Origin of the sequence: Streptomyces abyssomicinicus (assembly GCF_008974245.1) — a bacterium.
GTDB classification, from domain to species: Bacteria; Actinomycetota; Actinomycetes; order Streptomycetales; family Streptomycetaceae; genus Streptomyces; species Streptomyces abyssomicinicus.
Window position 1 is genome coordinate 29731 of sequence record NZ_BBZI01000014.1, and the last position, 22711, is coordinate 52441.

General features: G+C 73.0%; 20 protein-coding genes. 12 read left to right on the top strand and 8 right to left on the bottom strand.

The genetic code is table 11. From position 1 onward, the window contains the following. Positions 1–39: 39 nt before the first annotated feature. Positions 40–342, top strand: coding sequence for an ArsR/SmtB family transcription factor (locus tag GBN72_RS30670; protein WP_151775241.1), 303 nt, complete (start codon positions 40–42; stop codon positions 340–342). Beyond that, positions 339–731, top strand: coding sequence for a VOC family protein (locus tag GBN72_RS30675; RefSeq protein ID WP_151775242.1), 393 nt, complete (start codon positions 339–341; stop codon positions 729–731). Before GBN72_RS30670 ends, GBN72_RS30675 begins: the two co-directional genes overlap by 4 nt. A gap of 175 nt (positions 732–906) precedes the next feature. Here the strand turns inward: GBN72_RS30675 and GBN72_RS30680 are convergent, their stop codons facing one another. The 6 genes from GBN72_RS30680 to GBN72_RS30705 all read right to left on the bottom strand — a co-directional run bounded on the left by GBN72_RS30680 (position 907) and on the right by GBN72_RS30705 (position 7179). Then, entirely contained in the window at positions 907–1680 is a 774-nt protein-coding gene (locus GBN72_RS30680) for a hypothetical protein (RefSeq protein ID WP_151775243.1), read from the bottom strand. A gap of 328 nt (positions 1681–2008) precedes the next feature. Beyond that, positions 2009–3676 carry an FAD-dependent oxidoreductase gene (locus GBN72_RS30685; protein WP_246213016.1) on the bottom strand — a complete coding sequence of 556 codons (1668 nt, stop codon included), beginning with the start codon at positions 3674–3676 and terminating at the stop codon, positions 2009–2011. A 129-nt stretch (positions 3677–3805) separates the two neighbouring features. Further along, positions 3806–4693: an amino acid ABC transporter permease gene (locus GBN72_RS30690; protein ID WP_151775244.1), complete on the bottom strand. Its 888-nt coding sequence runs from the start codon at positions 4691–4693 to the stop codon at positions 3806–3808. Continuing rightward, positions 4690–5358, bottom strand: a complete 669-nt coding sequence (locus tag GBN72_RS30695) for an amino acid ABC transporter permease (protein ID WP_151775245.1) — start codon at positions 5356–5358, stop codon at positions 4690–4692. The genes GBN72_RS30690 and GBN72_RS30695 overlap by 4 nt, the downstream gene beginning before the upstream one ends. Positions 5359–5458: 100 nt before the next feature. Next, complete coding sequence (locus tag GBN72_RS30700) at positions 5459–6301, bottom strand: glutamate ABC transporter substrate-binding protein (RefSeq protein WP_151775246.1); 843 nt, start codon at positions 6299–6301, stop codon at positions 5459–5461. Positions 6302–6402: 101 nt separating this feature from the next. Next, positions 6403–7179: an amino acid ABC transporter ATP-binding protein gene (locus GBN72_RS30705; RefSeq protein ID WP_151775247.1), complete on the bottom strand. Its 777-nt coding sequence runs from the start codon at positions 7177–7179 to the stop codon at positions 6403–6405. A gap of 261 nt (positions 7180–7440) precedes the next feature. On the opposite strand from GBN72_RS30705, the gene GBN72_RS30710 reads away from it, so the two are divergent. Both GBN72_RS30710 and GBN72_RS30715 read left to right on the top strand, forming a co-directional pair. Further along, the gene (locus GBN72_RS30710) at positions 7441–8130 is read left to right on the top strand and encodes a response regulator transcription factor (RefSeq protein WP_151775248.1); all 690 of its coding nucleotides are present in this window, start codon (positions 7441–7443) and stop codon (positions 8128–8130) included. Between the two features lie 7 nt (positions 8131–8137). Beyond that, positions 8138–9547 carry a sensor histidine kinase gene (locus GBN72_RS30715; RefSeq protein WP_151775249.1) on the top strand — a complete coding sequence of 470 codons (1410 nt, stop codon included), beginning with the start codon at positions 8138–8140 and terminating at the stop codon, positions 9545–9547. Here the strand turns inward: GBN72_RS30715 and GBN72_RS30720 are convergent. After that, entirely contained in the window at positions 9537–10535 is a 999-nt protein-coding gene (locus GBN72_RS30720; protein WP_151775250.1) for a TAXI family TRAP transporter solute-binding subunit, read from the bottom strand. The genes GBN72_RS30715 and GBN72_RS30720 overlap by 11 nt on opposite strands. A gap of 355 nt (positions 10536–10890) precedes the next feature. Here GBN72_RS30720 and GBN72_RS30725 point away from each other — a divergent pair, with 355 nt between their 5' ends. The 3 genes from GBN72_RS30725 to GBN72_RS30735 all read left to right on the top strand — a co-directional run bounded on the left by GBN72_RS30725 (position 10891) and on the right by GBN72_RS30735 (position 15058). Next, positions 10891–11925 (top strand): DUF2804 family protein, encoded by a 1035-nt coding sequence (locus tag GBN72_RS30725; protein WP_218042102.1) that lies wholly within the window; start codon positions 10891–10893, stop codon positions 11923–11925. A gap of 60 nt (positions 11926–11985) precedes the next feature. Continuing rightward, positions 11986–13539 carry a tRNA (N6-isopentenyl adenosine(37)-C2)-methylthiotransferase MiaB gene (gene miaB / locus GBN72_RS30730; RefSeq protein WP_439959837.1) on the top strand — a complete coding sequence of 518 codons (1554 nt, stop codon included), beginning with the start codon at positions 11986–11988 and terminating at the stop codon, positions 13537–13539. 808 nt (positions 13540–14347) lie between these two features. Beyond that, complete coding sequence (locus tag GBN72_RS30735) at positions 14348–15058, top strand: class III extradiol dioxygenase subunit B-like domain-containing protein (protein WP_151775252.1); 711 nt, start codon at positions 14348–14350, stop codon at positions 15056–15058. A 60-nt stretch (positions 15059–15118) separates the two neighbouring features. Here the strand turns inward: GBN72_RS30735 and GBN72_RS30740 are convergent, their stop codons facing one another. After that, positions 15119–15454, bottom strand: a complete 336-nt coding sequence (locus GBN72_RS30740; RefSeq protein WP_151775253.1) for an antitoxin — start codon at positions 15452–15454, stop codon at positions 15119–15121. 234 nt (positions 15455–15688) lie between these two features. Between GBN72_RS30740 and miaA the strand changes: the two genes are divergently transcribed. The 5 genes from miaA (at position 15689) to GBN72_RS30765 (ending at position 22644) form a co-directional block, all read left to right on the top strand. Further along, on the top strand, positions 15689–16627 hold the full coding sequence (gene miaA / locus GBN72_RS30745) for a tRNA (adenosine(37)-N6)-dimethylallyltransferase MiaA (protein WP_151775254.1): 939 nt from the start codon (positions 15689–15691) through the stop codon (positions 16625–16627). 107 nt (positions 16628–16734) lie between these two features. Continuing rightward, entirely contained in the window at positions 16735–17379 is a 645-nt protein-coding gene (locus GBN72_RS30750; protein ID WP_151775395.1) for a hypothetical protein, read from the top strand. Between the two features lie 83 nt (positions 17380–17462). Beyond that, positions 17463–18359, top strand: coding sequence for a diaminopimelate epimerase (gene dapF / locus GBN72_RS30755; protein WP_151775255.1), 897 nt, complete (start codon positions 17463–17465; stop codon positions 18357–18359). A 249-nt stretch (positions 18360–18608) separates the two neighbouring features. Further along, the gene (locus tag GBN72_RS30760) at positions 18609–20789 is read left to right on the top strand and encodes a RelA/SpoT family protein (RefSeq protein WP_151775256.1); all 2181 of its coding nucleotides are present in this window, start codon (positions 18609–18611) and stop codon (positions 20787–20789) included. 208 nt (positions 20790–20997) lie between these two features. Beyond that, entirely contained in the window at positions 20998–22644 is a 1647-nt protein-coding gene (locus GBN72_RS30765; RefSeq protein ID WP_151775257.1) for a M1 family metallopeptidase, read from the top strand. Positions 22645–22711 lie beyond the last annotated feature (67 nt).

Consider the following 22711-nt stretch of genomic DNA (forward strand, 5'->3'; position numbering starts at 1 on the left):
CGGTTGATAGGCAAGTGACTACTTGCCTATGGTGGGGGTGTGGCCGACGACCTTTTCAAAGCCCTGGCCGACCCCACTCGTCGCACCATCCTCGACGAGCTCACGGAGAAGTCCGGCCAGACGCTGTTCGAGATCTGCTCCCGGCTGAGCATGAAGCACCGACTCGGCATCTCACGCCAGGCGGTCTCCCAGCACCTCGCGGTGCTGGAGGGCGCGGGGCTGGTCGAGACGAGGCGGGAGGGCCGCTACAAGTTCCACGACCTGAACACCGCTCCGCTGCGGCGGATCGCCGAGCGATGGCCCGTGCCCGACCCCTCCGGAACCGAGGAGAGCACCTCATGAGGATTCACCTGACCAGCGTCTTCGTCGACGACCAGGCACAGGCCGAGCGCTTCTACACCGAGGTCCTCGGCTTCGTGAAGAAGCACGACGTCCCGGTGGGCGAGAAGGACCGGTGGCTCACCGTGGTGTCCCCCGACGAGCCCGACGGCACGGAACTCCTCCTCGAGCCCGCCGGCCACCCCGCGGCCAGGGCGTACCGGGACGCGCTCGTCGCGGACGGCATCCCGCTCGCCCAGTTCGCCGTCGAGGACGTGACGGCGGAGTACGAGCGTCTGCGTGGTCTCGGCGTCCGGTTCACCCAGGACCCCGTCGAGCTGGGCCCCGTCACCACCGCCGTCCTCGACGACACCTGCGGCAACCTGATCCAGATCGCGACCACACCGCAGTAGCGGGGGATCTGCCGGCGACCACGGCGTCGCCGGGACGGACGGCGCCACCTTCCGCGGGCAGTCCGGACTCCGGCACGGCTTAGTCCCCTTCCGTCCGCGGCGCGCTCACCGCCCCTCCGGGGTGCGTTCACCGGTCCGTCCGGAGCGGTCGTCCGTCCAAGGCGCGTTCACCGGTTCATCGGTCCCCGTTCCGGCGGTCCGGTGTGGCGAGGCGGGCCCTGAGGGTGGCCGCGATCGCGCCGGAGGCGTCGTCCTCCGGAAAGGCGAGGGCCAGGGCCAGACCCGCCGTCAGGCACGGGGGCGGCGCCTGGGCGTCGTCCGCGACCAGCCGCAGCAGGGTCGGCACGGGCATGGTCGTCAGCCTGTGCCGCCAGGCGGGGTGGGCGTGGGTGGCGGCGTAGCGGGCGGTCAGGATCTCGGCCGGGGTCAGTTCGGCGCCCGAGCGCAGGAGCAGCGGGGCGATGCCCTCCTGACGGACCACGGCGCAGATCTCCTCGGCGCTGACGCTGTTGCGCCGGTGGTCGTCGTGGGCCTGGTACAGCAGGGCGTACACCAGCGCGTCCTCCCGCGGGGTGGACGCCGCGGGCAGCGGTACCTCCCACCACAGTGCCTCCACCGCGTCCGCGGTCACCGGCAGCGGAAGGCCGCAGCCGAGAGGGGAGGGAGAGGTCGCCAGCCTGACCGCGCCGAGTGCGACCGCCTGCTCCGAGAGGACCCGCCGCAGGCACAGAGGACCGGCCGCCTCCGGGTCGGTGTCCCGGGCCGCCGCCGACACCGCGTCCAGGGTCGGTCCGTCCGTCCACACCAGGGTCGCCGGGGCCGTGGCCGAGGCGGGCTCCGTCCTCACCTCCGGCAGGCCGAGACGCCGGGTCAGGGCCTCGGAGAGAACGCTCAGCCGCTGGGCGTGGCCGGGCCCGGACGGGCCGCCCTGCCTGGTCGATCCGGTCATGGCGGCAGTGTACGGTCGCCGTCGGACAACCGTTCCGGGCCGGTTGGGGCCCCCGGTACGAGGCAGGTCGTCGCGGACCGGCGACGGTGGCGGTGATCCGATTGGGCCGCCCCGGACGCGGCCTGGGCCCGGGGCCGGTGCTGTGCAACACGAGGGGGCGGTTGCCTTGCGGCGTGAAGGGGCCGCCCCGCAGGGACCGGTGACAACCGTCAGCAGCGCATGCGCATGCGCATGCGCATGCGGATGCGGATGCGGGTGCGGGTGCCGTGCCGGGCTGGCACCGGCACGGCACCGGCCCGGTCGGCACCGGTGCCCGTCCCGGCGCCGGTCAGGAACGCGCCGCCGCCCGCTCCGCCGCGTCCGGCTCCGGCGCGGACGGGGAGGGGACCGTGAGGTTCGCCCCGGTCGCCGCCTCGGCCGCCGCGCGCAGCTGGGCGGGGCGGACCCCGCCGAGGGCGGCGACCAGCCGGCCGTCCGGCCGCACCAGCAGGACGGTGTGCGCCGGCGCCCCCGGGTATGCCTCGGTGACCAGCAGTTCCGCCGGTACCGGCAGCGCCCGCACCGCCTCGGCCAGGGCCGGCATGATCCCGGCCCCCGCCCAGTGCCGCCGCTCCCACACCCCGGTGCCGGGCGCGACCAGCACCACCGACAGCGCGCACCGCCCGAGCAGCTCCCACAGCCCGCTGGAGGAGCCGTCCTCCGCGGTGACCCGCACGTCCGCCACCGGTTCGCCCGGCGCGGTGTCCACCGTCACATCCGCGTCGGTCGGCGAGGGCAGCAGCGGCGAGGAGCCGTACCCGCCCGGCCCGCCGAGCGCGCCGCGTCCGAGGTGGCCGTCGACCAGCAGCGCGTCCTGGGCGCGGGCCGTTCCCGGCACGTAGGTCCGCAGCCCGCCGCCGCGCAGTATCGGCAGCGCCTGGTCGGCCGCGCGCAGCCGGGTGGCGACCGCCGCCCGCCGCTCCGTCTGATAGGTGTCCAGCAACGACTCGGGCGCCTTGCCGCGCAGGACGAAGGCCAGCTTCCAGGCGAGGTTCTCCGCGTCCCGCAGCCCCTCCTCCAAGCCCTGGCCGCCCAGCGAGCCCAGCAGGTGGGCGGCGTCCCCGGCGAGGAAGGCCCGACCCCGCCGCCACCGCCGGGCCAGCCGGTGGTGGACCGTGTGGACGCCGGTGTCGAGCAGTTCGTAGGGGGGAGGAAGGTCGGCACCGTGCCAGCCGGCGAGCGTCTCCCGGACCAGCGTCACCAGCACGTCCGGCGTGACCAGGTCGGCCGCCGGGTCGCGGGGCGGCGGCATCAGCCAGTCCAGCCGCCACGCCCCGTCCGGCAGCGGGCGCGCGACCACCTCGCCGGCGAACGGAGCCGAGGACCGCCAGGGCGGGGAACGGTGCAGGACGCCCTGCCCCGGCCAGGGCAGCTCGGCGCGCAGGGTGGCCACCGCGTGCCGCTCCACGGCGGTGCGGCCGGGGAAGCGGATGTCCAGCAGCTTGCGGACCGTGGACCGGGCGCCGTCGCAGCCGACCAGATGGGTGCCCCGCCACCAGGTGCCGCGGGCCCGGGCGCGTACCTCCGTGCCGTCCTGCTCCACCGAGTCCAGCCGGCTCCCCGGGGCGAGGGTGACCAGGCGCTCCTGTTCGGCGGCGGCGCGCAGCGCGCCGGTCAGCGCGTGCTGAGGCAGATGCAGGGGGGCGCCGGGTCCCGAGTCCGTCGTGTCGAACCGCGTCTCGAAGGCGGTGCGGCGCCCGCGCGTCGCGCGCCAGCCGCTCCAGCGCAGCCCCAGCCGGGTGAGGCCGCCCCCGGTGATCCGGGTGATCAGCGCCGCGGTGCCGGGGTGCAGCACGACCGTGCGGGCCGCTCGTCGCTCCTCGCCGCCCTGCCCCTCGTCGAGGACCACCGAGGGGACCTCCAGGCGCGCCAGCGCGAGCGCGAGGGTGAGCCCCACCGGACCCGCGCCCACGACGAGCACAGGGGCGGAGGGAGGTGGAGCGGAGTGCGCGATCACATGGTTATGCAACCCATTGCAGGTGTCCGCGTCAAGCGACGACGGCAGTGGCGGGGCCGCCACTGCCTTCGTCGGACGAACGCCCGTGTCACCAGGGGCGTCGGGAAACTGACGGGACGTCGGTTCCGGTCAGACCCCCGGGGCCGCGAAAGCCGACTGGTCGGCTCCTCCGTCGGGTGCGAGCGTCACGCCGGTGGACTTCTTGGCCCTCCGCAGACGCTTCTCCAGCCAGCTCGCGAACGAGGTGAGCGCGAAGTTGATCACGATGAAGATGACCGCCGCGACCGTGAGGGACTGGATGATGTTGGCGCCGTAGAAGGAGCTGGCCGTGGTGGCGCTGGACAGCAGCTCGGGGAAGGTCATCATGTAGCCGCCGAGGGCGGTGTCCTTCACGATGACCACGATCTGGCTGACGATGGCCGGCAGCATCGCGGTGACCGCCTGCGGCAGCAGCACCACTCGCATCACCTGGCTCTTGCGCAGACCGATGGCCATGGCGGCCTCGGACTGCCCCTTGGGCAGGGAGAGGATGCCGGCCCGCACGACCTCCGCGAGCACCGACGCGTTGTACAGGACCAGGCCGGTGATCACCGCGTACAGCGGGCGTGAGTCACTGCTGACGCCGGTGTACAGGTAGTAGAACTCCCCGCAGAACACCATCAGGATCAGCACGGGGATGGCGCGGAAGAACTCGACGACCACCGTGGCAGGAACGCGGACCCATGCGTGGTCGGAGAGCCGGGCTATGCCGAGCACCGCGCCCAGCGGCAGGGCTATCACCAGGGACAGCGCCGCGGCGAGCAAGGTGTTCTGCAGGCCGGGCAGCAGGTAGGTCGTCCAGGACTCGCTGCCGAAGAAGGGCGACCACATGGCCCAGTCGAGCTGGCCCTTCTCCTTCAGGGAGCTGTAGACCCACCACAGCAGCACGGCCGCCGCGACCAGGAAGACGGCCGTGTAGACGACGTTGCGGGCCTTGGCCCGCGGGCCCTGGGCCTCGTAGAGAACCGACGCGCTCATCGCTTCACCGCCACCTTCTTGCCCAGCAGGCCCATCAGCAGACCGGTGGGCAGCGTCAGGCACACGAAGCCGAACGCGAAGACCGCGCCGATCAGCACCAGCTGCGCCTCGTTCTCGATCATTTCCTTCATCAGCAGCGAAGCCTCGGCCACACCGATCACGGCGGCGACCGTGGTGTTCTTCGTCAGTGCGATCAGCACGTTGGCCAGCGGGGCCACCGCCGCGCGGAAGGCCTGCGGCAGGACGATCAGCCGCAGCACCTGGCCGAAGTTCAGGCCGAGGGCGCGTGCCGCCTCCGCCTGCCCGACGGGCACGGTGTTGATGCCGGAGCGCAGCGCCTCGCAGACGAACGCCGAGGTGTAGACGATCAGCCCCAGCACCGACAGGCGGAAGCTGATGACCTGGACGATCCCGTCGCCCCCGAGGTCGACACCGAGCGTCTGGTAAAGCCCCAGCGAGCTGAACAGGATGATCACAGTCAGCGGGATGTTGCGTACGAAGTTCACGTACGCGGTGCCGAAGGCGCGCATCAGCGGCACCGGGCCCACCCGCATGCCGGCCAGCAGAGTTCCCCAGATCAGGGAGCCGATCGCTGAGTAGACGGTGAGTTGCACCGTCGCCCAGAAGGCCCCCAGCAGGTCGTAACCTTCAAGAAAGTCGAACACGATCTCCCGCGCTTCCGCGTGTCGGTTGGCTCAGGGCAGGCGGCCCGTCCCCCCGGCCGGAGCCGGGAGGACGGTGCCGCCGTGGTGAAGCCGCTGGACGTTACTTCTTGATGTCGCCGATCTTCGGCGCGGGCTCGTTCTTGTAGTTCGCGGGACCGAAGTGCGCCGCGACGGCCTTCTCCCACGCACCGTCGGAGACCATCTTCTCGAGGGCGGAGTTGATCTTCGCCTTGAGGTCGCTGCCCTCCTTGACGCCGATGCCGTAGTTCTCGTTCGAGAGCTTCAGGCCGGTGAGCTTGAACTTGCCCTTGAAGGAGTCCTGCGCGGCGTAGCCGGCCAGGATCGAGTCGTCCGTGGTCAGCGCGTCGACGGCGCCGTTCTGCAGACCGGTCAGGCAGGCGGAGTAGGTCGGGTACTCCTGCAGCTGGGCCTTGGGGGCCAGCTTCTCCTTGACGTTCTGCGCGGAGGTCGAGCCGGTCACCGAGCAGAGCTTCTTGCTGTTCAGGTCCTCGGGCGACTTGATGGAGTCGTCGTCGGCGCGGACCAGCAGGTCCTGGTGGGCCAGCAGGTACGGGCCGGCGAAGTCGACCTTCGCCTCACGCTCGTCGTTGATCGAGTAGGAGGCGGCGATGAAGTCGACGTCACCACGCGAGAGCATGTTCTCGCGGTCGGCGCTCTTCGACTCCTTCCACTCGATCTGGTCCTCGGAGTAGCCGAGCTCCTTGGCGACGAACTTCGCCACGTCCACGTCGAAGCCGGCGTAGCCCTGCGGCGTCTTCTGGCCGATGCCGGGCTGGTCGAACTTGATGCCGACCGTGATCTTGCCCTTGCCGCCCTCGGGGCCCTTGGCGTCCTTCTCGGCGGCACCCTCGCCGCAGGCGGTGGCGGTCAGGGCCAGGGCGATGACGGCCGCGGAGGCGGCGGTGACCTTGCGGAGCTTCATGGTGAACATCCTTTGCGTGATGAGGAGATGCGACCCGTCCCCGGACGAGTCCGGGGACGGGAGGTGGCGCGGGCGCCTCGGAGGGTTTCCCGGCGGGTGTCTCAGTGGTGCAGGATCTTGGACAGGAAGTCCTTGGCGCGGTCGCTGCGGGGGTTGCTGAAGAACTGCTCCGGAGCGGCCTCTTCGACGATCCGCCCGTCCGCCATGAAGACGACCCGGTTCGCGGCCGACCGTGCGAAGCCCATCTCATGGGTGACGACGATCATGGTCATGCCGTCGCGGGCGAGCTGCTGCATGACCTCCAGCACCTCGTTGATCATCTCCGGGTCCAGGGCCGAGGTGGGCTCGTCGAAGAGCATCACCTTCGGCTCCATGGCGAGCGCCCGCGCGATCGCGACGCGCTGCTGCTGGCCGCCGGAGAGCTGGGCCGGGTACTTGTCCGCCTGCGCGCCGACGCCGACCCGGTCGAGCAGGGCCCGCGCCTTCTCCTCGGCCACCTTCTTGTCGGCCTTGCGGACCTTGACCTGGCCCAGGGTGACGTTCTCGAGGATCGTCTTGTGGGCGAACAGGTTGAACGACTGGAAGACCATGCCGACGTCGGCGCGCAGCCGCGCGAGCTCCTTGCCCTCGGCGGGCAGCGGCTTGCCGTCGATCGCGATCGAGCCGGAGTCGATGGTCTCGAGCCGGTTGATGGTGCGGCACAGAGTGGACTTGCCGGACCCCGAGGGCCCGATGACCACGACAACCTCACCGCGGGCGATGGTCAGATCGATGTCCTGGAGCACGTGCAGAGCACCGAAGTGCTTGTTGACGTCCTTCAAGACCACGAGATCGCCGACCGGGGCCGCATCTTCCTTGGCCACCGTTACATCGGTCATCGTTTGCTGGCTCCGTCCTCCTCGGTTTCCGCTGGACCTTAATAACCCGGTCCTACCAGCGCATTACTTCTGAGCGGAAATTGAGCATCACGATTGGATAGCAACCGGACACATGCCGTAGTTGGGACGTCCTGATCCGTACCGGGTGGGTAACGAAACCCCTCGCGACGCTCCTAAACCTGTTCGCGGGGTGGTACCCGATAAGGAGGTCCGGACGGGAAGCGCGCCCGGACGGGACGGCCGAAGGGAGGGCCGAACGACATGAGACTGCTGCTCGTCGAGGACGACAACCACGTGGCGGCGGCCCTGACCGCGATCCTGGCCCGGCACGGCTTCAGCGTCACCCACGCCCGCAACGGCGAGGAGGCGCTGCGCGCGCTGGTGCCCGGCGGCCCGGCCTTCGCCGTCGTCCTGCTCGACCTGGGCCTGCCCGACCAGGACGGGTTCGAGGTCTGCGGACGGATCCGCAAGCGCACCACCACCCCGGTGATCATGGTCACCGCCCGGGCCGACGTCCGCTCCCGCATCCACGGGCTCAATCTGGGGGCCGACGACTACGTGGTCAAGCCCTACGACACCGGGGAACTGCTCGCCCGCATCCACGCGGTCAGCCGCCGCCGCCCCGCCGAGGAGAGCGCCCCCGGGGCCGACGACGGCGTCATCGACCTGGGCACGGTCCGGATCGAGCTGTCCACCCGGCAGGTCACCGTCGAAGGGGCCGTGGTCGCCCTCACCCGCAAGGAGTTCGACCTGCTCGCCCTGCTCGCCCAGCGTCCGGGCGTGGTCTTCCGGCGTGAGCAGATCATCAGCGAGGTGTGGCGTACCAGCTGGGAGGGGACCGGGCGTACTCTCGAGGTGCACGTCGCCTCGCTGCGCTCCAAGCTGCGCCGGCCGACGCTGATCGAGACCGTTCGCGGCGTCGGGTACCGACTCGTCGCCCCGGCCGCCTAGGGGACGGGTGCGCAACAGGCTTCTTCCGCTGCTGATCGTCCTGATGGCGGCCGTGCTGCTCGCCCTGGGCGTGCCCCTGGCGGTGAGCGTGGCCGCCACCGAGCAGCAGCGCGTGGTGGTGGACCGGATCGACGACACCGCGCGCTTCGCCGCCCTCGCCCAGTTCGTCCGCACCCTCGCGCCCGGCGACGTCCCGGACGGGGCGGTCGGCGAGCGCGACGACAACCTCGCCCGCGAACTGGACAGCTACCACAAGGTCTTCGGCATCCGGGCGGGTGTCTTCCTGCGCAACGACGAACTGCTGACCTCCGCGCCCGACGACTGGCAACTGCCCGCGGGCGGCGAGGTGCGCGCCGCGTTCGAGGAGGCGCTGCTCAGCCGCCCCAGCCACGACCCGGAACAGGTCTGGCCCTGGCAGGACCGGCGGCTGGTGGTCGCCTCACCGGTGATCCGGGACGGCGACGTGGTCGCCGTCGTGGTCACCGACTCGCCCACCGACGCGATGCGCTGGCGCACGCTCCGGAGCTGGCTGCTGATCGCCGCGGGCGAACTGGCCGCCATGCTGGTCGCGGTGGGCGCCGCCCTGCGGCTCACCCACTGGGTGCTGCGACCGGTCCGCGTCCTGGACGCCACCACCCACGACATCGCCACCGGCCGCCTCAAGTCCCGGGTCGCAGCCGCCGGCGGGCCGCCCGAACTCCGGCGGCTGGCCCGGTCGTTCAACGAGATGGCCGACCACGTGGAGGACGTGCTGGAGCAGCAGCGCGCCTTCGTGGCCGACGCCTCCCACCAACTGCGCAACCCGCTCTCCGCGCTGCTGCTGCGGATCGAGCTGCTGGCGCTGGAACTCCCCGAGGGCAACGAGGAGATCGCCTCGGTGCGCACCGAGGGCAAGCGGCTCGCGCAGGTCCTCGACGATCTGCTGGACCTGGCCCTCGCCGAGCACACCGAGCCTGAGCTGGGACTCGCGGACATCGGCGCGCTCACCGGGGAACGGGTCGCCGCCTGGGCCCCCGCCGCGCAGGCCAAGGGCGTCCGGCTCACCGGCGAGTGCCCCGCCACCACGGCCTGGGCCGACCCGGTCACCCTCTCCAGCGCCCTCGACGCGGTGATCGACAACGCGGTCAAGTTCACGCCCGGGGGCGGCGAGGTACGGGTCACGGTGGCCGCCAACGGGCGCACCGCCACAGTCGTCGTCACCGACGAGGGCCCCGGCCTCACCGACGAGGAGCTGGACCGCGTCGGCGACCGGTTCTGGCGCAGCGGCCGCCATCAGAACATCAACGGGTCCGGTCTGGGCCTGTCCATCACCAAGGCGCTGCTCGCCGCGGCGGGCGGCTCGCTGGACGTCGCCCACCACCGGCCCCACGGACTGGCGGTGACCGTGACCGTGCCCCGCTCGGCTCCTACGGCTTGACCGAGCGGTAGTAGTCCCGGGCGCCCTCGTGCAGCGGCACCGGATGGGTGTCTATCGCGGTGCGCACGTCGACCAGCTGGGCCGAGTGCACCTTCTCGCCGATCTCGTCGCGGCTGCGGATCACCGTGCCGGTGAGCCACTCGGTGAGCTCCGGGTCCGCGTCGGCACGGGTGATGAGCAGGTTGGAGACGGCCAGGGTCTCCACCGGCTCACCGTCCATCGCCTCCGGGTACGCGGACTCGGGCATGGTGGTGGACCGGTAGTGGCCGTACCTGTTGCCCTGCTCGTGCAGCCGGGTCACGAGGGCGCTGTCGACGGGGACGAAGCGGTAGTCGAAGGTCTTGGCCAGATCGGTCAGGCCCGCCGTGGGGATGCCGCCCGACCAGAACAGGGCGTCGATCTCGCCGCGCCTCAGCTTGTCGGGCCCGGTGTCGATGCCGTCGAGGTGCCGGACGATGTCGTCCTGCGGGTCCAGACCCGCCGCCGTCAGGACCCGTTCCGCGATCAGCTGCACACCGGAGTCGTTCGGGCCGATGCCCACCCGGAGCCCCTTGAGGTCGGCGACGTGCCGGACGTCGGAGTCGGCGGGGACGAGCACGTGCAGGTAGTCGTCGTACAGGCGGGCAACGCCCCGCAGCTGGTCCGCCCGCGCGCTCTCGTTGGACTTGTACTCCTGCACCGCGTCTGCGGCGGCGATGGCGAAGTCGGCCTTGCCGACGGCCACCATGGCCACGTTCTGCCGGGAGCCGGAGGACTCCTTCAGGCGCACCGACAGGTCCGGCATGTCCACGGCCAGGTCCTTGCGCAGCTCCTCGCCGTAGACGTGGTACACGCCCGCCGGGGTGCCCGTGCCGAAGACCGTCCGCCCGCTCGGCGGGGTCCTGCCCAGGGGCAGCAGCCACCACAGGAGAACGACCAGCACGACCAGGAGGACGAACGAACCCGTCAGGGCTCTTCGTCTGCCGATACGGGTCACAGCCGGGAACATGCCAGCGATCCTGCCAGCTCGGCGCCCGCCACCGGTAGGCCGGGGATCACGCACGCGCTCCACCGCCCTGTGCGACCGGTCACCCTCCCCGGCCGGAGCGGCGTTCCCCGACTGGGCGGTGTCCCTGGACTGGGGCGGCGTCCCCGGAGCGGGTGGCGGCTCTGGACCGGGGTGGCGTCCCCGGAGCGGGTGGCGGCTCTGGAGCGGGGTGGCGTCCCCGGACCGGGGTGGCGGCTCTGGAGTGGGGTGGCGTCCCCGGACCGGCGTGGCGTCCCCCGATCACGGCTGCGTCCCCGGATCCCCGCGGTGCCGGTGCCATTGACCGGCCCCGGGGAGGATGGTTGGCTCCGGCGTTGTGCCCGACGACCACCAGAACGCCGCCCCCGCCTTCCTGGTCGAGGGCGGTGTCCGCCGCCACGGGCGGCTGCCCGCCCGGCCTGTCCGCGTCAACCCGCTCGACGAGTTCACCGGGCCCTCCCGCCTGCTGCGCCGGCTGCGGCTGAAGGAGTGGGCCGGGTTCACGCTGCTCCACCCGGACCTGTGGTCCTCGATGATCATCCAGGACGCCCAGTACCTCGCGAGCTGCGAGATCTACGCCCACGACCGGCGCACCGGCACCCTCCACCAGCACGCCGCCAACGCCCGGGGCGGCTCCCCGGCGCTGCCCGAGGAGCTGCTGGACGGCGGTCACTGCGCCTTCGACAGGCCGGGCCACCGTCTCGTCTACGACTTCGCCGAGCGTGAAGGACGGCACACGATCCACGTCGACGTCGCCGCCACCGCGACCGCCCCGGCCATGAGAGCCGAGCTCACCCTGGACGCGCGGGGCGCCGGTGCGCCCCTGTCGGTCGGCTCGCTCCTGCCCGGCGGTGGCCGGATGTACACGCACAAGGCGGTCTTCCCGGCCGAGGGCGTGCTCAGGGTCGGCTCCACCGAGTACGTCTTCGAGCCCGGACGCGACCTGGCGATCCTGGACGAGCACCGCTCCTTCCTGCCCTACCGCACCCGGTGGCTGTGGGGCACGTTCGCCCTGCCCACCGCGGACGGCCCCGTCGGCGCCAACTTCGCCGACCGCCCCGAGCTGCCGGGGGAGCCCGAGGAGTCGGCGGTGTGGGCGCCCGGCGCGTGCGAGCCGCTCGGTGAGATCTCCTTCACCCCCGAGCGCCCCGACGACCCGGCCGCCCCCTGGCGGATCGCCTCCCGCGACGGCCGGCTGGACGTCGTCTTCGCACCCGAGGGGCGCAAGACGGTCCGCCACCGATTCGGCCTCCTCTCCATCGACTACTTCCAGATGTACGGCCGCTACCAGGGCGTGCTGCGGGCCGGCGGCGCCGACCACCCGCTGGACGGCGTGCACGGCGTCTGCGAGTCGATGCGCGCCCGCCTCTGAGCCGGGGCGGCCCCGGGACGCGTGCCGGGCGGGTCCGGCGCCCCCTTACCCTTGTGTCCCATGAGCAGCATGGACCGGAGCGACGCGATGAGCGGGGCAGTGGACACGGCCGTCCACGACACAGCGGTGGGCCTGAAGACCTACGAGGTGCGCACCTACGGGTGCCAGATGAACGTCCACGACTCCGAGCGGCTCTCCGGGCTGCTGGAGGACGCCGGTTACGTCCGTGCCCCCGAGGGGTCGGACGGCGACGCGGACGTCGTCGTCTTCAACACCTGCGCCGTCCGGGAGAACGCCGACAACCGCCTCTACGGCAACCTCGGCCGGCTCGCCCCCAGGAAGGCCTCGCGTCCCGGCATGCAGATCGCCGTCGGCGGCTGCCTGGCCCAGAAGGACCGCGACACCATCGTGAAGCGGGCGCCCTGGGTGGACGTCGTCTTCGGCACCCACAACATCGGCAAGCTGCCGGTGCTGCTCGAGCGCGCCCGCGTCCAGGAAGAGGCGCAGGTCGAGATCGCCGAGTCGCTGGAGGCCTTCCCCTCCACCCTGCCGACCCGCCGCGAGAGCGCCTACGCGGCCTGGGTGTCGATCTCCGTCGGCTGCAACAACACCTGCACCTTCTGCATCGTGCCCGCGCTGCGCGGCAAGGAGAAGGACCGCCGGCCCGGCGACATCCTCGCCGAGGTGGAGGCCCTGGTCGCCGAGGGCGTCTCCGAGATCACCCTGCTCGGCCAGAACGTCAACGCCTACGGCTCCGACATCGGCGACCGTGAGGCGTTCAGCAAGCTGCTGCGCGCCTGCGGTGCGATCGAGGGCCTGGAGCGGGTCCGCTTCACCTCCCCGCACCCGCGGGACTTCACCGACGACGTCATCGCCGCGATGGCCGAGACGCCGAACGTGATGCCGCAGCTGCACATGCCGCTGCAGTCCGGCTCGGACACCGTGCTGAAGGCGATGCGGCGGTCCTACCGGCAGGACCGGTACCTGGGGATCATCGAGAAGGTGCGGGCCGCCATCCCGCACGCGGCGATCACCACCGACATCATCGTGGGCTTCCCCGGCGAGACCGAGGAGGACTTCGAGCAGACGCTGCACGTGGTGCGGGAAGCCCGCTTCGCGCAGGCCTTCACCTTCCAGTACTCCAAGCGGCCCGGCACCCCGGCGGCCACCATGGACGGCCAGATCCCCAAGGAGGTCGTCCAGGCGCGGTACGAGCGGCTGGTCGCGCTCCAGGAGGAGATCTCCTGGGACGAGAACAAGAAGCAGGTCGGGCGGACGCTGGAGCTGATGGTCGCGGAGGGCGAGGGCCGCAAGGACGGCGCGACGCAGCGGCTGTCCGGGCGCGCCCCCGACAACCGGCTCGTGCACTTCACCAAGCCGGACGAGGAGGTGCGGCCGGGGGACGTGGTGACCGTCGAGGTCACGTACGCGGCGCCGCACCACCTGCTGGCGGAGGGACCGGTGCTGGCGGTGCGCCGTACCCGGGCGGGCGACGCGTGGGAGAAGCGGAACGTGGTGGAGGCGGCGAAGCCGGCGGGGGTGCTGCTCGGGCTTCCCAAGGTCGGGGTGCCCGAGCCGGTCGCCGCCCCCACCAGCCCCTGCGGCTGCGACTGACCCCCCTCCACGGGCACCGCCCGCCGACACCCCCGCGCAGGCGGCACGTGCCAACGTGCCCCTGCGCGGGGGCGCCTGCCGACACTCCCTCCGCGGGCGGCACGTGCTGACGGGCCCCTCCGCGGGCGCCGCCTCCTGACGGCCCCTCCGCGGGCGGCGCCTCCTGACGGTCCCTGCGCGGGCGGCAGGTGCCAACGGGCCCCCTCCGCGGGCAGCGCCTGACAACGGAAGCCCACGCGGGCGGCGAGGTGCCGCCACTCCCTGCGCCGGCGCCTGCTGACGGCCCTGGAGTACGCCCCGCACGCGTCTGCCCCGACCGCTCTGCGGGTGCCTGCTCCGACAGTCCTGCGGACGCATGCTCCGCCGCCCTGCGGGCGCATTCCCGACCGTTCTGCGGGCGGCTGGGCCGCCCAGGGGGCGGCACGGGCGGGCGCAGGCCCGAGCCTCCGCGGCGAGCGGTCCGCTCCACCAGGCCTGAGCGGGCGGTGCCGTACGCACGTGACCTCATCGCGGCGTGCTCGCGCTCAGCCGGGGCGGACAGCACTGTTCATCCCCCGACCCGCCCCCTTCCCAGGGGCTTGGCTTTCGCGAAGCGAGCCGTCACGTGCGTATGTGAGGCCTGCGCCCACCCCCATCGCCCTTGGCGGAACGATTGCCCGCAGCACGGGAGGGAGGGCGTGGGCTGCGTACAGCACGGCGGCACGAGTGGCCGCAGGCGGAACAGTTGGGCCGGGGCGGGGTCCGCGGGGCGCACCGGCGGCACGGTTGGCCGCAGCGGGGTGCGAGGGGGAGCGGTTACGCTGCGATCATGCTTGTCGCCGCCGCCGTCTGCCCCTGCCCCCCGCTGCTCGTGCCCGACGTCGCCCAGCGTGCCGCACCGGAACTCGACCCGCTGCGCGCCGCCTGCGACGAGGCGGTGCGGGCGCTCGTCGAGGCCGCCCCCGACCTCGTCGTGGTCGTCGGCACGGGCGGGCGCGACGTCCTGCACGAGGCCGGCTCCACGGGCTCGTTCCGCGGCTTCGGCGTCCCCATGGACGTCACGCTGGGCGAGGGCCGGGGCGACGCCGGGCCCGCCGTGCTGCCCCCGCCCCTCGCCGTCGGCGCCTGGCTCCTGTCCCGCTCCGGCTGGACGGGACCCGTCCGCGGCTACGAGGTCTCCACGCACGGGCGCTCCACCGCGGCCAACGGCGAGGACGGAACCAACCTGGCCGGCTCCGGCGAGCGCGTCGGGTTCCTGGTGATGGGCGACGGCAGCGCCCGCCGCGACGTGAAGGCCCCCGGCTACCTGGACGAGCGCGCCGCCGCCGTGGACGCCGCCATCGCGAAGGCCCTGGCGAACGGGGACCGCGACGGATTCCTCCTCGGGGACCTCGACGAGACGCTCGCCCGGGACCTGATGATCTCGGGCCGCTCCCCGTGGCAGATCCTCTCCGCGGCCCACGAGGACGACCTGGACTGCCGCCTGCTCTTCGACGACGCCCCGTACGGCGTGGGCTACTTCGTGGCCTCCTGGACCTGACCGACGGCCCCGGCCGGGGCGCGGCAGGGCGGCCCCCGCCGTCGGCGCCGTCGGCCGCCGTCAGGGCCCCGGCGGCGGGGAGGACGGCGGCGTGGTGCCGCCGTCGCCGCTCTCCGGGCGGCGCACCGGGCCCGGGCCCTCGTCGCCGGTCATGCCGGTGCCGTGCCCGTGCGGACCGCCCGCCTGCTGCTGCGCCAGCCGCGCGGCCGCGTCCTTGGCCTTGCCGGTGCCGCGTTCGATCTTCTCCGAGTACTTGCCCTTGGTCCGCTCGTCGGCCATCCGCGCGGCCTTGTCGATGCCCTGCTGGATCTTGTCCTGGTTCCGCGAGGCGAGGTCGTTGACCTTGCCCTTCGCGGGACCGAGCTTGTTCTTCAGGTTGTCGAGGAAACCGCTCATGGTCCGCCTTCCGTGCTCTCGGTACACACCTGTCCGTTTCACACCGTACGTATGCGGGCCGGAACCGGCCGGATGCGCGCGTCCGACCGAGGCACCCGGTGGAAGTACCCCCGGAGGCATCCCCGAGGCGTCCTCCGAGGGGCCCCGGGGCGCCCGGCCGACGTATTCGGCAGGGCGCCCGGGCCGGGCCCCACCCCGGTCCGGACCACTCGCGGGATTTGGGAGACTGGGGCCGTGAGCAGTACTCGTCCCACCCCGCGCGTCATCGCCGTCGTCGGCCCCACCGCCGCCGGCAAGTCCGACCTCGGCGTCTTCCTCGCCCAGCGGCTCGGCGGCGAGGTGATCAACGCCGACTCCATGCAGCTCTACCGGGGCATGGACATCGGCACCGCCAAGCTGACCCCCGAGGAGCGCGGCGGCGTCCCGCACCACCTGCTCGACATCTGGGCCGTCACCGTCGCAGCCAGCGTCGCCGAGTACCAGAGGCTGGCCCGCGCCCGGATCGAGGCGCTGCTCGCCGAGGGCCGGTGGCCGGTCCTGGTCGGCGGCTCGGGCCTCTATGTGCGGGGCGCGGTCGACCGCATGGAGTTCCCCGGCACCGACCCCAAGGTCAGGGCCCGGCTGGAGGAGGAACTGGAGCAGCGCGGCCCCGGCGTCCTGCACGCCCGGCTGGCGGAGGCCGATCCCGGGGCGGCGGCCGTGATCCTGCCGTCGAACGGCCGCCGGATCGTCCGGGCGCTGGAGGTCGTCGAGATCACCGGCAAGCCCTTCACCGCCAATCTCCCCGGCCACGAGTCGGTGTACGACACCGTGCAGATCGGCGTCGACGTGTCCCGGCCGGAGCTGGACGAGCGGATCGCCCGCCGGGTCGACCGGATGTGGGAGGCCGGGCTGGTCGACGAGGTGAAGGCACTGGAGGCACAGGGGTTGCGCGAGGGGCGCACGGCCTCCCGTGCGCTGGGCTACCAGCAGCTTCTGGCGGCGCTGGCGGGGGAGTGCACCGAGGACGAGGCGCGCGCCGAGACGGTCCGCGCGACCAAACGCTTCGCGCGCCGCCAGGATTCCTGGTTCAGGCGGGACCCGCGGGTGCATTGGCTCAGTGGGGCCGCGGACGACGCCACCGAGCTGCCCGAGCGTGCGCTCGCACTGCTCGAACGGCCGGTTACAGCCTGATCACGTCATGGCATCGGGTCGCTCCGGTCGTCATTCGGGCCCCGGGCGCCGTGCCATCATCGTGATCCGATCGACCAGTGGAGTCCCAGTCAGGAGGGCGCGTGGCGATGGAGGCCGGCCCTCGCGACACCGCACACGGGAGGCATGTCGCCGAGGGCGACAGGGAGCGCGGCGACGACGCCCCGGCGCCCGGCGCCGACCTGCCCCGTGTGCCCACGGCGCGCACCGCTGACGAAGCTCTCGCCGCCCCCGGGGCCGAGCCGGAGGCCGACGGCCTGGAGGCCGACGTAGCGGCCGACGACGAGGTCGGCGTCGACGTGGGCGTCGACGGAGACGACGAGGTCGACGAGGACGGTGTGGGCGACGGCGGTGTGAGCGACGACGGTCCGCCGCCCGACGAGATGTTCCCCGGTCCAGAGGTCGAGGTCGAGATCCGCCCCCGGCGGAGGCTGAGCGCCTGGCACCTCGCGCCCGTGGTGGGGCTCGCCGCCGCCGGCTCGCTGATGTTCGCCTTCCCGCTCGCCTTCGACTTCGGTGACAGCGGCGCCGTGATCGCCATGCTGGGCGTGCTGATCTGCTCCTGCGCCGCGGGCTGGGCCCTGGTGGCCGCCCGCAAGGTCGGTCAGCACTGGCCCGGCCTGCCCCCGCGGGGCTCCGGACGGCCCACCGACTGGCGGATCGCGCTGGCCTACGCGGTGGCGGTGATCGCCGTCGTCGCGCTCGCGGTCTGGCGCGTCGCCCGGCTCCGGTGACGATGGACACCGGCCGCCCGACAGCCGCCGCCGGCCCCGGTCCCCGCACGTCGTCGGGTCCGTCCAGGCCGTACGATCGAAGGATGAGCACGCGGATCGCCTTCCTCAAGGGCCACGGCACCGAGAACGACTTCGTGATCGTGCCCGACCCCGAGAACGCCGTGGACCTGCCCCCCGCCGCCGTCGCCGCGCTGTGCGACCGCCGGGCGGGGATCGGCGGCGACGGGCTGCTGCACGTGGTGCGGTCGGCCGCACACCCGGAGGCCCGGGAGATGTCCGGCGAGGCCGAATGGTTCATGGACTACCGCAACGGCGACGGCTCGGTCGCGGAGATGTGCGGCAACGGCGTCCGCGTCTTCGCCCGGTACCTCCAGCACGCGGGCCTCGTCGCGGCCGGTGAGGTGGCCGTGGCCACCCGGGGCGGCGTCAAGACCGTCCACCTGGCCAAGGACGGCGACGTCACCGTCCGCATGGGCCGCGCGGTGCTGCCCGAGGACGCGGTGACGGTCTCCGTCGACGGCCGCAGCTGGCCCGCGCGCAACGTCAACATGGGCAACCCGCACGCCGTCGCCTTCGTGGAGGACCTGGCGCACGCCGGGGCGCTCCACACCCCGCCGCCGTTCACGCCGGCCTCGGTCTACCCGGACGGGGTCAACGTCGAGTTCGTGGTCGACCGCGGCCCGCGTCACGTCGCCATGCGGGTGCACGAGCGCGGCTCCGGCGAGACCCGTTCCTGCGGCACCGGCGCCTGCGCCGTGGCCGTCGCCACGGCCCGCCGGGACGGCGCCGACCCGGCCGTCGTCGGAACCCCGGTGACGTACACCGTGGACCTGCCCGGCGGCCGGCTGGTGATCACCGAGCATCCGGACGGCGAGGTCGAGATGACCGGCCCGGCGGAGATCGTCGCCGAGGGCGCCGTCGACGCCGACTGGCTGGAGCGCGCCGTCGCCGCGAAGACCCCGGTGGTGCGGAACGTATGAAACCGGGCGGAAGGGAGCGGGTCGGGGTCGTGGGACCCTCCGCCGCGCGCGCGGTGGAACGCCACGCCGCGACGCCCGCCCCCTTCGCTCGAACGGGTGATCCCGTTCACGCTCGGCGAGAGGCGGTGAACGGCACGTGATGGGCTCGATAGCATCAAGCACCGGTCCGGACGGGGGACCGACACCGCACCCCTGGCCGTGTCGCCTCTCGGGGTCCCCGTCCGCCGGTCGACGCAGCCGGAGGTGCCGATGAGCGCGGAGGCCACGAACGCCGCGACCCCAGGGGCCGTGACGCCCGTTCCCCAGAGCCCGCCGGCTCCCCGCCGGCGGTCCCGGTCCAGACTGGACCTGAGACGGCTCGGCCGGGCGGCCCTGCTCGGCCCGACGGGCCGCGACCGGTTGCCCGACGCCATCAGCCATGTCGCCGAGGCCCATCGGGCGCACTTCCCGGACGCTGACCTCGAACCGCTGCGCCGCGCCTACGTGCTGGCCGAGTCCTCGCACCGCGGACAGATGCGCAAGAGCGGCGAGCCCTACATCACGCACCCCCTCGCGGTGACCCTGATCCTCGCCGAACTCGGCGCGGAGACCACCACGTTGACCGCCTCGCTGCTGCACGACACGGTCGAGGACACCGCCGTCACGCTGGAGCAGGTGCGCAACGGGTTCGGCGAGGAGGTCTCCTACCTGGTCGACGGCGTCACCAAGCTGGAGAAGGTCGACTACGGCGCGGCCGCCGAGCCGGAGACCTTCCGCAAGATGCTGGTCGCCACCGGCAACGACGTCCGCGTGATGTCGATCAAACTCGCCGACCGGCTGCACAACATGCGCACGCTCGGCGTGATGCGGCGCGAGAAGCAGGAACGCATCGCGCGCGTCACCCACGAGGTGCTGATCCCGCTCGCCGAACGACTCGGCGTGCAGGTGCTCAAGACCGAGCTGGAGGACCTGGTCTTCGCCGTCCTCCACCCCGAGGAGCACCGGCACACCCAGGAGCTGATCTCCGGCAACACGGCATCCGGTGACGACCCGTTGGCCGAGATGGCCGAGTCGGTGCGCGCGGTGCTGCGCGAGGCCGACATCGCCGCGGAGGTCGTCATCCGGCCCCGGCACTCCGTCTCCGTCCACCGTGTCTCGCGCAAACGCGGGCAGTTGCGGGGGACGGACTTCGGACGGCTGCTGGTCCTGGTGAACGAGGACGCCGACTGTTACGGCGTGCTCGGTGAACTCCACACCTGTTTCACCCCGGTCGTCTCGGAGTTCAAGGACTTCATCGCCGTCCCGAAGTTCAACCTCTACCAGTCGCTGCACACCGCGGTCGCCCGGGAGGACGGCCAGGTCGCCGAAGTCCTCATCCGCACGCACCGGATGCACAAGGTCGCCGAAGCCGGTGTGATCGCGCTGGGCAACCCGCACCTGACGCCGCCCGGCGCGGACGAGCAGGGCGAGGGCGCCGAGCGTGAACGGCCCGACGGGGAGCGCGCCGACCCGACCCGGCCCGGCTGGCTCTCCCGGCTGCTCGCCTGGCAGGCCGCCGCCCCCGACACCGACATCTTCTGGTCCACGCTCCGTCAGGACCTCGCCCAGGACCGCGAGATCACCGTCTTCCGTGCCGACGGCGGCGCCCTGGGCCTGCCCGAGGGCTCCACATGCGTCGACGCCGCCTACGCCCAGTACGGGGAGGACGCCCACTCCTGTATCGGGGCCCGGGTCAACGGCCGCCTCGCCGCGCTCGGCACGGTGCTGCGCGACGGTGACCGGGTGCAATTGCTGATGGGCCAGGACCCGGCCTCCGAACCCTCCCGGGAGTGGCTCGACCACGCCCGCACGCCCACCGCGCGCATCGCCATCCAGCGCCGGCTCGCCGCCCGCGCCGCCGAGGTCCCCGCGGGTGAGGCGCCCACCGAGAACCGCCCCGACGACGCGATCCGCGAGGTACCGCCCGCGCCGGAGCCCTCCGTCGAGCCGGACGTGTCGTTCCGCGGCACGGGGGTGATCGCGGAGGAGTCCGGTGCCCCGGTGCGGCTCGCGGGCTGCTGCACGCCCGTGCCGGGCGACGAGATCGTGGGCTTCGCGGTGCGCGGCGGCGCGATCGCCGCCCACCGGGCGGACTGCGCCACCGCCGTGCGGATGCGGGGGGCCGGGCGGGAGCCGGTCGGCGTGCACTGGGGCGAGACGACCGGTTGCCGCGTCACCCTGGTCGCCGAGTCCTTCGGCCGCCCCCACCTGCTGGCCGACCTCACCGAGGCGATCGCCGCCGAGGGCGTCGACATCGTCTCCGCCACCGTGGAACCGCCGGTCCGCCAGCGTGTCCGCCACACGTACACGCTCCACCTGCCCGACGCCGCCCACCTCCCCGCGCTGATGCGCGCCATGCGGGACGTGCCCGGCGTCTTCGACGTCGGCCGCGCCGCCACCGCCGAGCAGTGAGGCAGCCGGGCCCGGGCGAGCGGAGAGTCCGCCGAGCCGGGGCGTGCGGTGAGGCCGCCAGCTCTGGGCGTGCGGTGAGGCAGCCGGGCCTGGGCGTGCAGTGAAGCCGCCCGCCGGGTCCGGGTGTCGAGGGCCGGCGGCAACCCGTTCGGGTGGGAAGGGTGCGAGTCGCCCCCGGGGCGGTGCCCCGTCCTGGTAGCCGTGGGGGATGCTCTCGCACCGCCCTCGCCGCCGCGCCGTCCGCGGCGCCCTGCTGGCCTCCGCCGTCTCCGTCAGCCTGGTCGCGGCCGCCGCCCCGGACCCCACGCCCGCCGCGCCGCTCGGCGTCGGCGACCGCCTCTTCCCCGAGCTGGGCAACCCCGGGTACGACGTCCGCTCGTACGACCTCCACTTCGCCTACCCGGGCTCCAACACCCGCCCCATGCAGGCGGTCACCACCATCGAGGCCCGGGCCACCCGCCGCCTGGACCGGCTCAACCTCGACTTCGCGCACGGCAAGGTCTCCTCGGTCACGGTGGACGGCGCGAAGGCCGCGTTCACCTCCGCCGGGGAGGACCTGGTGATCACGCCGCGCACCGCGCCGGAGGCGGGCGACACCACCCGCGTCGTCGTCCGGCACACCAGCGACCCGCGCCCGCCGAAGGGACAGGGGCACGGCTGGGTGGTGACCAAGGACGGGCTCGCCATGGCCAACCAGGCCGACGCCGCCCACCTGGTCTTCCCCTGCAACGACCACCCGTCCGACAAGGCGCTCTACACCATTCGCGTCACCGCCCCCACCGCGCTGACGGCCGTGGCCAACGGCCTGCCCGAGAAGGACGGGAAGAGCGCCGGGACCGGGCGCGCCGCGCAGACCCGCACCTGGACGTACCGCAGCAAGCACCCGATGGCCACCGAACTGGTCCAGGTCTCGGTGGGCCGCTCCGCCGTCGTCCGGCGCGAGGGCCCGCACGGCCTTCCGCTGCGCGACGTCGTCCCGGCCGCCGACCGGGAGAAGCTGGAACCGTGGCTGGCGAAGACCCCGGACCAGATCGACTGGATGGAGGGCAAGGTCGGCCCCTACCCGTTCGAGACCTACGGGATCCTCATCGCCGACGCCGCCACCGGGTTCGAGCTGGAGACCCAGACGCTCTCCCTCTTCGAGCGCTTCCTGTTCACCGAGCCCGCCATCCCCGCCTGGCTGGTCGAATCGGTCATGGTGCACGAGCTGGCCCACCAGTGGTTCGGCGACAGCGTCACCCCGGCCACCTGGTCGGACGTCTGGCTCAACGAGGGCCACGCCACCTGGTACGAGGCGCTCTACGGGGAGGAGACCGGGCACCGCACGCTGGAGGCGCGGATGAAGGCCGCGTACACCTCCTCCGACACGTGGCGCGCCGCGGGCGGACCGCCCGCGGCGCCCAAGGTCCCCGCGGAGGGGCAGAAGATCGGCATCTTCCGTCCGGTGATCTACGACGGATCGGCACTGGTGCTGTACGCGCTGCGCCAGGAGATCGGACGGCACGCCTTCGAGCAGGTGCAGCGCGCCTGGGTGCACCGGCACCGGGACGGGACCGCCACCACCGCCGACTTCGTCCGGCTCTCCTCCGAGATCGCCGGACGCGACCTGGACGGCTTCTTCCGGGCGTGGCTCCACGACACCCGGACGCCGCCGATGCCGGGACACCCGGACTGGACGTCGGACGCCCCCAAGGCCGAGGGGAAGCCCGCCGCCGGACGCGCGGTCGTGCCCGCGCCGGGACTCGGCCGGCACGGGCACGGGCACGGTGACGCGCACGGGCACGGGCACGGTCACGCGCACCTGGGGCATGCGCACATGGGTCACGACCACGTGGGCCACGGCAACGTGGGGTGAGGGCACGTGGGTCACGGCCACATGGGGTGGCCACATGGGGTGAGGGCACGCAGATTGAAAGCGCATG